This is a genomic window from Mycobacterium sp. IDUB_28 (assembly GCF_055419285.1).
Window position 1 is genome coordinate 443,706 of the sequence record NZ_JBVAXK010000004.1, and the last position, 12,473, is coordinate 456,178.

At 66.9% G+C, this 12,473-nt stretch carries 11 protein-coding genes and 1 pseudogene; 5 read left to right on the plus strand and 7 right to left on the minus strand.

What is annotated here, in order from left to right; all coding sequences use genetic code 11:
* Positions 1 to 66: 66 nt before the first annotated feature.
* The 4 genes from ACZYZ9_RS11510 to ACZYZ9_RS11525 form a co-directional block, all read right to left on the minus strand.
* Complete coding sequence (locus ACZYZ9_RS11510; RefSeq protein WP_463826375.1) at positions 67 to 495, minus strand: pyridoxamine 5'-phosphate oxidase family protein; 429 nt, start codon at positions 493 to 495, stop codon at positions 67 to 69.
* Between the two features lie 62 nt (positions 496 to 557).
* Positions 558 to 1,358 carry an SHOCT domain-containing protein gene (locus ACZYZ9_RS11515; protein ID WP_463826376.1) on the minus strand — a complete coding sequence of 267 codons (801 nt, stop codon included), beginning with the start codon at positions 1,356 to 1,358 and terminating at the stop codon, positions 558 to 560.
* Positions 1,359 to 1,451: 93 nt separating this feature from the next.
* Positions 1,452 to 2,663, minus strand: a complete 1,212-nt coding sequence (locus ACZYZ9_RS11520; protein ID WP_463826377.1) for a thiolase family protein — start codon at positions 2,661 to 2,663, stop codon at positions 1,452 to 1,454.
* A gap of 28 nt (positions 2,664 to 2,691) precedes the next feature.
* Complete coding sequence (locus ACZYZ9_RS11525; protein WP_463826378.1) at positions 2,692 to 3,102, minus strand: Zn-ribbon domain-containing OB-fold protein; 411 nt, start codon at positions 3,100 to 3,102, stop codon at positions 2,692 to 2,694.
* A gap of 255 nt (positions 3,103 to 3,357) precedes the next feature.
* Here ACZYZ9_RS11525 and ACZYZ9_RS11530 point away from each other — a divergent pair, with 255 nt between their 5' ends.
* The 3 genes and pseudogenes from ACZYZ9_RS11530 to ACZYZ9_RS11540 all read left to right on the plus strand — a co-directional run.
* The gene (locus ACZYZ9_RS11530; RefSeq protein WP_463826440.1) at positions 3,358 to 4,059 is read left to right on the plus strand and encodes a Crp/Fnr family transcriptional regulator; all 702 of its coding nucleotides are present in this window, start codon (positions 3,358 to 3,360) and stop codon (positions 4,057 to 4,059) included.
* An 18-nt stretch (positions 4,060 to 4,077) separates the two neighbouring features.
* A complete protein-coding gene (locus tag ACZYZ9_RS11535; RefSeq protein WP_463826379.1) occupies positions 4,078 to 5,037 on the plus strand; it encodes a dipeptidase in 960 nt (319 codons plus the stop codon).
* Between the two features lie 2 nt (positions 5,038 to 5,039).
* Positions 5,040 to 6,272 (plus strand): annotated as a pseudogene (locus ACZYZ9_RS11540) (DNA polymerase); the annotation flags it as partial.
* A gap of 15 nt (positions 6,273 to 6,287) precedes the next feature.
* Here the strand turns inward: ACZYZ9_RS11540 and ACZYZ9_RS11545 are convergent.
* Entirely contained in the window at positions 6,288 to 7,514 is a 1,227-nt protein-coding gene (locus ACZYZ9_RS11545; RefSeq protein WP_463826380.1) for a L,D-transpeptidase, read from the minus strand.
* Positions 7,515 to 7,589: 75 nt separating this feature from the next.
* Here ACZYZ9_RS11545 and ACZYZ9_RS11550 point away from each other — a divergent pair, with 75 nt between their 5' ends.
* Both ACZYZ9_RS11550 and ACZYZ9_RS11555 read left to right on the plus strand, forming a co-directional pair.
* The gene (locus tag ACZYZ9_RS11550) at positions 7,590 to 8,405 is read left to right on the plus strand and encodes a hypothetical protein (protein ID WP_463826381.1); all 816 of its coding nucleotides are present in this window, start codon (positions 7,590 to 7,592) and stop codon (positions 8,403 to 8,405) included.
* Between the two features lie 71 nt (positions 8,406 to 8,476).
* Positions 8,477 to 9,739: an alpha/beta hydrolase-fold protein gene (locus ACZYZ9_RS11555; protein WP_463826382.1), complete on the plus strand. Its 1,263-nt coding sequence runs from the start codon at positions 8,477 to 8,479 to the stop codon at positions 9,737 to 9,739.
* An 8-nt stretch (positions 9,740 to 9,747) separates the two neighbouring features.
* On the opposite strand, the gene ACZYZ9_RS11560 is transcribed toward ACZYZ9_RS11555, so the two are convergent.
* Both ACZYZ9_RS11560 and ACZYZ9_RS11565 read right to left on the minus strand, forming a co-directional pair.
* The gene (locus tag ACZYZ9_RS11560) at positions 9,748 to 11,931 is read right to left on the minus strand and encodes a molybdopterin-containing oxidoreductase family protein (RefSeq protein ID WP_463826383.1); all 2,184 of its coding nucleotides are present in this window, start codon (positions 11,929 to 11,931) and stop codon (positions 9,748 to 9,750) included.
* A gap of 43 nt (positions 11,932 to 11,974) precedes the next feature.
* Positions 11,975 to 12,463 carry a MarR family winged helix-turn-helix transcriptional regulator gene (locus ACZYZ9_RS11565; protein WP_463826384.1) on the minus strand — a complete coding sequence of 163 codons (489 nt, stop codon included), beginning with the start codon at positions 12,461 to 12,463 and terminating at the stop codon, positions 11,975 to 11,977.
* Positions 12,464 to 12,473: the final 10 nt, after the last annotated feature.

The following is a 12,473-nucleotide window of genomic DNA, read 5'->3' on the forward strand; positions in this document are numbered from 1 at the left end:
ACCCGGGCGCCGTCTTCTCACACCGACGGGGGCCGAACTGTATTGCGCGCGAGGCAGATCCGGCGGTTACTGCTCATCGGAGAAATCGGCGGTGAGCCAGCGGTCAGGCCGGATGGTGAACAGCACGGTCTCTTCACCTTCCAGGGAACGAGCGAAGGCACGCCCACCTTCCTCGCCCAGGTAGCGGACGGCGATCTCCAGCTGCGCCGCTGCCGGGGCGGGCGAGGTGGTGTCCACGACGGTGCCTTCCACCACCACGTACTGGTACGGCGGCTCCTCGCGCTGCACCACCAGCGTCACCGCACCGGTTCGCTCGATCAATCTGGCTTTGCGAGTCGTGGGGCCGGTGGTGATCCGGATGTCTCCTCCGGGGGTGTAGTCATACCAGATCGGAGCGCTGGCGGGCGGGCGGCCGTCGGCGGCGTCGACGGACAGCACAGCGACATGCTTGTCGGCGAGGAATTGCTGACGCTCGGTCTCGGAGAACTTCTTCATGCGGGTTCAAACGCGGCCTCCCGCCCGGCCTATTCCGGCGCTCGGCGTGCTGGCCGCGCTGCTCAAAGGCGTCCGAGCAGCTCGGCTTTCTTCGCCGCGAACTCCTCGTCGGACAGGATCCCGCGCTGATGCAGCCCGGCCAGCGACTCGATGGCGGCGACAATGCTCGCGGAATCGTCGGAACCCCCGGGCGCGGCGTGGGCCGGTGATGGTGGCGCCGCCGGGGGGTGGGACTGCGGGGCGGGGGCAGCGGCGGGGGTTTCTGCCACCTGCTGCGCACCGAGCTCACGCAGACTCGACACGTCGAAGGTGCCGAACTGGCTGGTGAAGTGCACCGAACCGTATCCACCGCCCTGCTGTTGTTGCACCCCGTTGATCTGGTGCTCACCGGTGTCGAAAACCTTTGTCACACCGTTGATCTGCATCGCCAGCCGACGGGTGTTGGGAAAGACGGCGTAGCGCGCGTCGTTCTGCCCGCCGGTCGAACTCGGTACCCCCAGGTCCGCGGGCCACCAATTGGACGAGGTGAAGCTGGTCTGGAACCCGGCGCCCTGGGATTGCGACTGGGATTGCGAACCCGACCCGCGGAACACGGTGGTCGTGGTGATCAGCTGGGACAATTCGTTGCACAGCGCGTCGACCCGGGCTTTGAGCGCGTTGTCGAACATGTTGCCCACCATCGTCATCCCACCCCGCATCCATTGGCCGGAGCCGCCGAGTTCGGGGATGGAGAACTGGGCCATCGTGCCGCCCCCGGTGTGGATGGCGAACAGCATGGCCAGCACCGCTTCGCGGGAAAGGCCGTGACGCTGGGCGATCTCGGTGATCGCGTGCTCCGCTTCGGGGGTCACCGCTGCCTGCATGTTTTCGCGTCTTTCGTCGTCGGTACGGAATTGAGCGTCGGGACACACGCGTGTCGCGATATCTGGTTACCCAACTGGCGTCGGGATGATGTTTCAGACCGCCGACTTCTCCAACACATGGACGCCGCACGCGGAGCCCAGGCCGATCACGTGGGCGAGCCCCACCTTGGCGTTGTCGATCTGACGGTCGCCGGCCTCGCCGCGCAGGTGGTGGCAGACCTCCCAGATGTTGGCGATGCCGGTCGCGGCGATGGGGTGGCCCTTGGACTGCAGTCCGCCCGACACATTGACCGGCGTCGCGCCGTCACGCCAGGTGGCGCCGCTGTTGAAGAAGTCGGCGGCGCCGCCCTCTTCGCACAACATCAGATTGTCGTAGTGCACCAGCTCGGCGGTGGCGAAGCAGTCGTGCAACTCGACCAGGTCCAAATCGGCCGGGCCGATGCCCGCCTCGTCGTAGGCGGTGGCCGCGGCGTTGCGGGTCAGCGTGTTGACGTTCGGGAGCACCTGGCACCCCTCTTCGAACGGGTCGGTGGTCAGCACCGATGCCGACACCTTCACCGCCCGGCGGCGCTGTTCCAGGGACAGTGTTATCAGTGTCGTGCCGTTGCACACGATGGCGGCCGCGGCGCCGTCGCAGTTTGCCGAGCACATCGCCCGCGTATTCGGGTAGGCGATCATCACGTCGTTCATGATCTGCTCGAGGGTGAACCGTTTCTGGTAGGCGGCCAGTGGGTTCAGCGTCGAGTGCGCGTGGTTCTTCTCGCTGATCTTGGCGAACAATTCAAAGCTGGTGCCGCCGTACTTGTGGCCGTATTCGGTGCCGATCTGGGCGAAGACACCGGGCATGGCCTCGGTGCCGATCCGTCCGTCGACCGGCGCGACCGCACCGTAACGCCCCTTGGGCGCCCACACGTCGGCGTCGGACTTCTTCGTGCCGCCCCCGCCGAGTAGCCCCGCGCCGGACAGTTTCTCCACGCCGACGGCCATGCCGTAGGTGACCTCGCCGGCTTTGACAGCCATGATCGCGGTGCGCAGCGCGGTGGCGCCGGTCGCGCACGCATTGGCCACGTTGTACACCGGGATGCCGGTCTGGCCGATCTGTTTCTGCAACTGCTGACCGATCCCGGCGTTGGCCGCCATCAGGTTGCCCGCGGCGATGACACCGATGTCGGCCATGGTCAGCCCGGCGTCGGCGAGCGCTCCGGTGGCCGCTTCGGCGGCTAGGTCGACGGTGTCCAGATCCGGGTGCTTGCCGAACTTGGTCATCGTGATCCCGAGGATCCAGATGTCGTCGCTGGCGGCCATCGTCGCTGCTCCTTCTTCGGTGATCAGGTCAGGCGGCCGGCTCGAACCCGAAGCCGATCGCCTCGGTGCCTTCCGAGTCGGTACCGAGCGGGTAGGTGGTCAGCCGCACCTTCATCCCGTCGCGCACGTGCTCGGGATCAGGTTCGACATTGATGAGATTGGCCCGGACCTGAGTGCCGTCGCAGTCGACGACCGCGGCGACGAACGGGGTGGGTATCCCGGGTGCGGCGAACGTGACGATGGTGAAGGTGCGCACGGTGCCTTCGGTCGCCACCGGGACGGTGGTGAAGTCCGTCCGGAAACAACCCGCGCACGCGTTGCGCCGGTCGAAGAAGCGGGCGCCGCAGTTGGCGCATTCCCGCGCGACGAGGTGGGGTTCGCCGTCGTCGAGCACCAGATAGTCGACGATGGGGATCTGTCCAGCCTTCGAATCGGCCATGCAACCTCCGTCGTGTCCCTGGCAAAGCCTGCATGCAGCCTACGGATCTCCGGTGCCGGGAACGACAACCGGTCCCGACGGCGGTGGTAGGAAAATCCATACCCGTTGGGGTGCAATCGAAATGCGTGTCGGGCACACCAGATTGGACAAATCAGACAGATCGTCTAGTCGTGATGTAGGATTTGGTGCGCATCGCGTGGTAGATATCGACGCGTATCGAGGCGCGAGGGGCTGAGTCTGGTGAACGAGCTGGGCCTGGACGACGTGGTGGCGCGCGCCGGAGTCTTCCACGGTGTCGCCCGCGGATTGCTTGCCGAAGTCACCAAATCGCTGCGGTGGGTGACGTTCGCGCGCAGGCAGACGATCTTCGTCGAGGGACAGGCAGGTGACTGCCTGTACATCATCGCCGAAGGCAAGGTGAAGATCGGCTGTAGGGGCCGCGACGGCCGCGAGACGCTGATCACCCTGCTGGGCCCGTCCGACATGCTTGGCGAACTCTCGGTTTTCGATCCGGCGCCGCGCTCATCCACCGCGGTGGCCCTCACCCGGGTCCGGGCAGCGGTCATGGACGGCGACATCCTGCGGGCCTGGGTCGACGAGCGCCCGGAGGTCGCCGACCAACTGCTGCGGTTGTTGGCGCGCCGGATTCGTCGTACCAACGACATCGTCTCGGAACTGATCTTCAACGACGTCCCCGGCCGGGTCGCCCAGCAATTGGTCTTGCTGACAAAGCGATTCGGTGTCCGCGTGGGTACGGCGTGGCGGGTCGATCACGGCCTGTCCCAGGAGGAGATCGCCCAGCTCGCCGGGACGTCCCGCGAGACGGCCAACAAGGTCCTATTGGAATTCGCCGATTACGGGTGGGTCTCCATCGAGAGCAAGAGCCTGCTGATCCATGATTTCGAGCAGCTGGCGGGTCGGGCGACCCGGTCGGTGACACCGATGCGCTGGGCCTGATCGTGCACCATGGGTGTCATGGCGACCGTGCTGTGGGATCAACACACATGTCTGCCCCTGCTACTCACCGCCGACATTGAGCCGCTGACCCGCTATCGGCGGGAGAGCGGGGCCCTTTTGTCGGTCAATGTGGGCTATTCACCGCAGTCCTTCGCCGACACCATGGCGCTGCTGAAGCACTTTCGAGCCGCGGTCCGGGACCACCCGGAGCTGCAATTGGCCACGGGCACTGACGATGTCGCCGCGATCACCGGGTCCGGCCAGATTGCCGTGGTGTTCGACCTGGAAGACTCCGCGCCGTTGGACGACGACTTGAGCAACCTGGCCACCCTCGCCGAACTGGGGCTGCGCACGCTGTTGCCGACCTACAACCACGCCAACCGGGCAGGCAGCGGATGTCTGGACGCCGACGACACCGGCCTGACCCGGTGGGGCGCCGACATCGTCGCCGAAATGAACCGCGTCGGCATCGTGGCCGACGGGTCACACTGCAGCACCCGTACCGGTCTGGACATGTGCGAGGTTTCCACCCGGCCGGTGGTGTACAGCCATTCGTGCCTGCGCGCGGTGTGGGACCATCCCCGCAACATCACCGATGAACAGGCCCGTGCCTGCGCCGCCACCGGAGGTGTCGTCGGCATCACCGGCGTGGGAATTTCCCTGGGGCCCAACACTCCAACGCTGGAAGCCATGACCCGCCATCTCGAATACGCCGTCGATCTGATCGGCGTCGATCACGTCGGTGTCAGCAGCGACTTCTCGTTCGACCACGACGACTTCGTCGACGAAATACGGCGCAATCCAGCCCTTTTCGACGACAGCTACACCCGCTGGGGACCGATCCAGTGGATGCCGCCGGAAACCCTGCTCACCCTCGGTCAGCATCTGAGCGATCGCGGCTGGCCCGACGCCGACATCGCTGCCGTGCTGGGCGGCAACTTCTACCGGGTCGCCGAACAGACCTGGACCGGGGAGTGAACGTGCCGAGTGGTTTCGACGTTCGCGGGCGGGCACTGCGTGCCGGTGAACTCGCCCCGTGGCTGGCTGAGCACAGCCTGGGCAATCGGTTCGGCCTGGCCGTCGTCGGCGCAAACGGTGCTGCCGGCCCCGCGACCGCCCTGGCGGTGGTGGCGGCCGACGGCGACGGCCGGCATATCGACATTGCCGCGCTGAACCCGGACGACGAGGCGGCGCTGGCGTCGTGGCTGGCCGACCCGGGCCCACCCAAGGCGGTGCACGACGTGAAGTCGACGTTGCATGCGCTGGCCGGTTGCGGCTGGACACTGCGCGGGGTGACCTCGGATACGTTGTTGGCGGCTCATCTAGCGCGCCCCGAGCAGCGGCGGTTGGATCTCAACGACTTGCTGGTGCGCCACATGCGGTGCGCACTGCCGGCGGAAGCTGTTGACTGGCAATTACTTTCAGCTGCCGAGGACCGGTCCGCGATCCAGGCGCTGATGCTGCGGACCTGCGCGGTCCTCGACCTCGCCGACGTGCTGGACGAGGAACTGGCCCGTATCGACGCGTCGTCACTACTGGGCCGGGTGGAGCTACCGGTGGCCCGGGTGCTGGCACGGCTGGAGTCGACGGGCATCGCGCTGGACCACGCCCTGCTCGCCGGTACCGACCTGCTGAAATCGCATGCGCCGGACGGACGCACCCACGCCACCCTGCAGCAGACCGGCACCGTCACCGGCCGGCTGTCGTCATCGAAACCGAATCTGCACGACGATGCGATCGGTGCGCAGTTGCGCGCTGCGGTGGTGGCGGCTGACGGCTACCAGGTGATGACCGCGAGCTACCGTCAGCTCGAGACGCGGCTGTCGGCGTACCTCAGCGGCGGAGGTGGCGAACGCGAACTCGTCGCAGACGCCCGGCGCGTGGGATATGCGTCCACCCTGCTGGGACGCCGGCGCTACCTGCCCGACCTGGACAGCGGAAACAACCGGCTGCGCCGCGCGGCGGAGCGGGACGCGGTCGCCATGGCTGTGGAGGGCAGCGCGGCCGACATCCTCAAGCTGGCGATGATCGGCATCGACCAGGTGCTCACTGCCGCCCGGCTGACGTCGCGAATGCTGTTGCAGATCGGCGACGACCTGCTCTTCGAGGTGGCCGACGGCGGACGCGACACGCTGGCCGGATATGTCCGTGAACAGATGCTGGGCGCCTACGAGTTGCCGGAGCCGCTGGACGTGCACGTGCACATCCGGTAAACGGCCCCGAACGGGCTAGGAGCGCGGCAGCGCGCTACCTTTGCGCCACTCCTCCCAGCTGAGCGTCCAATCGCCGTTCTGCTCGATCTTCAGCGCCGCACCGCCGGTGTTGTGCACCTCGACGACGTCACCCGGCACGGAGAAGTCGTAAAACCATTTGGCGTTCTCGCCGTTGAGATTCAAGCAGCCGTGCGAGGTATCGGTATGGCCCTGGGCCCATACCGTCGAATCGAGCTGATGCAGATAAATGCCGTCGATGCTGATTCGGGTGGCGTAGTTGATGATCTCGCGGTAACCGAGCCGGGAATTCTTCGGCAACCCGAAGGTCGACGAATCCATCACCACCGGGTTTCCCCGGTCGAGCACGGTGTAGACACCCGGCGGTGTCCAGAAAGTCAAGGTCCGTCCGCCGACGGTCTCGGTGCCGCCCATACCCATGGAAGTGGGCATGGTCCGGACCAGTTTCCCGTTGTCGAAGACGCTGATGAGCTTGGTCGCGTCGTCGGCGATGGAGACGTGCGCATCGCCGATGCGAAAGGACACTCGGCTGTCCTCTTGCCCGAACATGCCGCCGCCCAGCGCAATACCGTAAATCCTGGCTTCGGCGGTCACGGTGGTGCCCGGCGCGTAGTAATGCTCCGGGCGCCAGTGCGCGTTGTGGGCGTCGACCCAATACCAGGATCCCGGCACGGCGGGATCGGTGGTGACAACCAGTTGGCGTTCGGCGGCGGCCCGATCGGTGATCTGCTCGTCGAAGTGCGCGACGACCACCGTTCCGACTCCATAGGTGCCGCCTTCGCGCAACGCCGCCTCCGACGTCATGGTGAACGACACCTTGGTCTGGTTGGACGGGCGCACCGTGGCGAACGACGAAACCTGCTTACTCTCAACCCCATTGGTTCCGCGGCTGGTGACGTCGAGGGTGTAGGTGTGGGCGTAGCCCAGCGGACCGGTCGGTTTCCACACCGTGCTGTCCGGTGTCAGGACGCCGTCGATCGGTTTGCCGGCGTCGTTGACCATACGCACCTCGACCAGGGTCCCGGTGTCAGCTTTGACCTGCACCGGGGCCGTCGGCTGGACATCACGTGCGTCCGGACTCGGCGTGACTGTCACCCGCGCCGGACCGGTCGCAGTGGATGCGCCGCCGGGTGAGTGGCACGCCGCGGCGCCGAGCAGCCCGAGGACGACGAGCACGGCCAGCACGATGTGGCGCCGTCGGTGGGCGAGATTGTTGGCTTTCATCACCGAACTACGTAGCCGCCGACGGTGGCTTCAAACCGTTGGATAGCTCACCCCACCGCGAGAGACTATGACGTCATGGCCGACGACGAGCTCGATGCCCTGTACTGGATTCCGCCGGATCAGTTCACTGCCGAGCGGAGGAAGCTATCCGCGGCGGCCAAACAGCGCGGCGATACCGATGCGGCCAAACGGATCTCAGCGGCCCGCAAACCCACCACAGCGGCGTGGATCGTCAATCGATTGGTGCTCGGGCGTCGTCAGGCACGGGCCAGCCTGGCTGAGCTGGGTGAGAGTCTGCGCACTGCGCACGCCGCGCTGGACGGCGTGCAGATCCGGGAGCTTTCGGCCCGCCAACACCACCTGGTCACCGAACTCACCGACGCCGCATTCGATGCCGCCGAGGTGAGAAACCCGTCGGCGGCGGCGCGCGACGACGTTGCGGGCACCCTGCAAGCTGCGATCGCCGACCCCGACGTGCGGGCGCGGCTCGGGCGCCTGGTCAAGGCAGAACGTTGGTCGGGCTTCGGCGACTTCGGCGACAGCGCGGCGGTGTCAGCGGCCACCCAACGGACCGCGCCGGCGGACAAACCGTCCCGGCCGGCCAAGACGTCGCAGCGCGACCAAAAAGTCGAGGCCGCCCGGCGCGAAAAGTTGACGGCAGCGGTAGCCGCCGCGGAGCGGACGGCCGCGCAGGCCGACAGCGTGCTGTCCGCCCGGCGTGCCGAACGAGACGCCGCCCGGACCCGTCGGGACCAGGCCGCGGCAGACCTCAGCAAGGCCGAGCGTGCCCTGGCCAGCGCCGGGAGCAGGTACGAAAAGGCGCGCCGGGACGGCCGTGACGCCGCGAACGCGCTGCAGGAAGCCAGGGCCCAGCTGAGGCAGCAGAAGTAAGTGCTGGCGCCGCGGGTTTCCCGGGCGCAGCTTCGGGTAAAACTCCCAGGCTGTTGATCGAAGGAACCACCGTGTGGCACGGCTCGCTGATGCATGGACCGATCCCAGCGGCGGTGCAGGTGGTGACCGTCGCTGCGCTGCTCTATGCCGTCGGGCGCCGGTGGCGCACGCGCTGGTTCGCCCTGACGGTGCTGGTGGGCGTCAGCACCGGGGTGGCGGTGCACTGGTACTACGGCACGCTCGGGCTGGCCAGCGAGCCGGCGCCGTGGCAGCTGTGGTTGTGGGTGTCACTGGCCGGCCTGGCCATCGCCGTCGCTGTGGCCGGCTGGGCGAGCGCCGGGGGGTGGCGGCGCAACGCGTCGGTGTTCGCGGCGTCGTTCTGTCTGCTCAGCATCGGTCTGACGATCAACGGGTGGCTGGGTTACTACCCCACCGTGCATGCCGCATGGAGCCAATTGGCCAACCGGCCATTGCCGAATGAGCTCGATCTGGACACCGCGCGAGCGATGCGGCGCGATCATGTCACCCCACGACACGGTGCGGTGGTGGCGGTGACCACGAGCACGGGCAAGTCGGGTTTCGCGCACCGGCGCGAGTGGGTGTACCTGCCGCCGGCATGGTTCTCGGGCAGGCCCCTGCCCGCCATCATGATGATCGGCGGTGAGTTCAACACGCCGGCGGACTGGGTTCGCGTCGGCAGGGCCACCGCCGCGCTGGACAGTTTCGCGGCAGCACATGGCGGTCAGGCGCCCGTGGCCGTATTCGCCGACGCCACCGGCGGATTCACCGTCGACACCGAATGCGTCAACGGGTCACGCGGCAACTCCGCGGATCACCTGACCGCAGAGGTGGTCCCGGAGATCGGCGACCTGTTCGCCCTCGGTGCCGAGACCAGATGGGGCATCGTCGGGTTCTCCTCGGGCGGCACCTGCGCGGTCGGACTCGCGGTGACACACCCGGAGATCTTCAGCGCTTTCGTCGACATCGGCGGCGACAGCGGTCCGAACGCCGGGACCCCTGCGCAGACTATCGACCGGCTTTTCGACGGCGACATCGACGCATACCGGCGGTTCGACCCGGCCACGGCAATGAACCGCCACGGCGGTTATGCCGACCTGTCCGGTCTCTTCGCGGTTCCCGGCTCAACCGATCACCGCAGAGGGGTGGGCCAGGACGCCGCCGAGCACCTGTGCAAAGTCGGTACGGAGCAGGGCATTTCGTGCCAGGTGGTCGCGCTGCCCGGCAGACATGACTGGCCGTCGGCCGCCACTGCCTTCGCGTTGACCCTGCCCTGGCTCGCCGAGCAGTTGGGCACCCCGGACCCGCGGGGGTGACGACCAGCTCACCTCGCGACGGCGTCGACCTCGACCGGCACACCGGTCAACCAGGACATGCCCGCCAGCGCCTCGAGGTCGTCGGGGTGGCTCGATGTCAGTTGGTTCACGTTCGCACCGCCGGCCCGGTTGGCCAATTGCCATCTCCCGGTGCCTTTGTGGCCCCACCCGTGGGGCACGGCGATGGTGCCGCGGACCAGGTCGGTGGTCAGGGTCACCGCAATCCTGATCTGCCCGAACGGCGAACGGACCATCACGGTGTCGCCGGCGGCGATGTGGCGTTGCGCGGCGTCGTCGGCGTGCATCACCGCGTGGTGAGAGCGGTTGCCGCGCATCAGCAATGGCGAGTTGTGCAACCACGAATTTTCCGACCGCGGCTCACGCATACCGATCAACCGCAGCGGGTAGTCATCCGGACTGCGGCGCCGGGTCAGCGCACTGATCTCGGCGTGGATGTCATTGTGCTGCAGCCGGATTCGACCGTTGAGGTAGGCCACCACCTCGTTCAGCACGCCGGTGCGCAGGTGTGGACTCAGCACTACACCGTGCGGGTGCTTCCCGGCCAACCGGGCGAAAGTCAGCCCGTGGCGCCGCATTCCGAACAGGTCGCCACCCTCGGACAATCGGATCATCAGGTCGACCAGAGGTCGCGGTTGCAACCGTCTGCCTCTCGAGACCGACACGCGACGCAGACCCGTCAGGGCGACGAAGGCGGGCGTCCGAGCCGTCGTCCGCGCAATCAACTCGGTGATGATGTCCCATTCCGTGCGTGCCTGACCCACCGGCTCCACCACTGCTTCGGTGACCTGACGAAACGGGGTGGCCTGGAACGTCTGGAAGGTGACTGCGAAGTCGTCGCGTTCGTACATCGTGGTGACGGGCAGCACGTAGTCGCAGTGGGCGGTCGTCTCGTTGACGTACAGGTCCAGCCCGACCATCAGGTCCAATTGGGAGACGGCCTGTTCCAGTTCGTCGCCGTTGGGGACCGAAAGCACCGGGTTGCCGGCCCCGACGAATAGCGCCTTGATCTGCCGATCGCCGACGGTGGTGATCTCCTTGGCCATCAGCGCCGCGGGTTCGGCACCGATGGCGGCGCCGAAGCCACCGATGCGGGTTCGGTTGCGCCGGTAGGTGCGCCGCAACGACCACCCCATCAACTTCAGTCCCCACTTCTGTCCGGGCATACCCAAGGTGCTGAAGACGCTGCCGCCTGGGCGGTCCAGGTTGCCCGCGATCAGATTGACCGCATCGATCAGATAGGTGGTCAGGGTGCCGTGTCTGCCCACACACGTGCCCAGCCGCCCGTACACCGCGGCGCGCGGGGTGTCAGATAAAGTTCTGGCCAGCGAGCGCACCACTGCCGGCTCTATCCCGGTGTGGCGTTCGGTGCGTTCGGGAGTGAAAGGCGCACACTGCATTTCCAGCCAGCGCACTCCGTCGGCATGCGCGCCGACATCGTGGGCCAGGCCCTCGGCGAACAGCACCTGCAGCAGCGACAGCAACAGGTAGGCGTCGGCATCCGGCGTGATGCCCAGCCATTCGAACTGCGCGGCGGTCTCGGAGCGGCGCGGGTCGACCACGATCACACGACCACCGCGCTTGACGATGTCGTGCATGCGGTCCTTGATCCGCGGCGCCGTCAGGAAGCTGCCATGGGAGACAACCGGATTGGCGCCCATCATGACGAGCAGGTCGGTGCGCATCAGGTCCGGGATCGGCACCGACATCGGCGATCCGTACAGCAATTGACTGGCGATGAGCCGACTGCTTGTGTCCTGTGAAGACGACGTGAAGAAGTGGCTGTGCCGGCCGATGCCCTTGATGAACGACATCGCCCCGAACAGGTGGGAGTAACTGAACGCCGCCGGGTTGCCCAGGTACCAGCCGAACGCTCCCGAGCCGTGCTTGCGGTGGATCGCGGCAACCCGGACCGCGATGTCGTCGAGCGCCTCGTCCCACGAGACGGGCTCGAAGCCGTCAGCGGTGCGGCGCAAGGGTGTCTGAATGCGGTCGGGGTCGTTGACTACTTCGGTGAACGCGATGCCTTTCTGGCAGGCGAAACCGGCGGACAGCGGATGATCCTTGTCGGGACGCAGCGCGACCAGCTTGCCGTCCTCGACGGTGGCCACCATGCCGCACAACGGCTCACAGATGCGGCAGAAGGTGGGTGTGTGGACGACACGGCCAGCCATCCCAGGAATCGTACTGTATGCCTTACAGTATTTTGGCCGACCGCTACGGGTCGAGCGGGGCGGTAGCCCGCGCGGCGGTATTGATCCCGGTCAGCAGCTCACGTAGCTGATCGAGTTCGGAAAGCTGCACGCCGAGGCGTTCCACTACGGCCGGGGGTACCTGCAACGCCGCCCGGCGCAGGTCGCGACCCTTCGGGGTCAACTCGACATGGGTGGTTCGCTCGTCGGTGGTGCTGCGGGTGCGCGTGATCAGGCCCTGTGCAGCCAGACGTTTGAGCATCGGCGACAGGGTGGCGGAATCCATCTGCAGCAGCGTGGCAATATCTTTGACCGACAGCGGTTTTCGCTCTTTTTTGCTGGTGTCCCACAGCGCCAGCATGACCAGATACTGCGGATGGGTCAGGCCGAGCGGTTCCAGCAAGGGCCGATATACGGCCAGCACGGCGCGGTTGGTGACGGCCAGCGCGAAACACACCTGGCTCTCCAGGGACAGCGGATCGACCTCCGCGACAGTGGCCGGTTCGCGGGCCATCGCGCTGCCT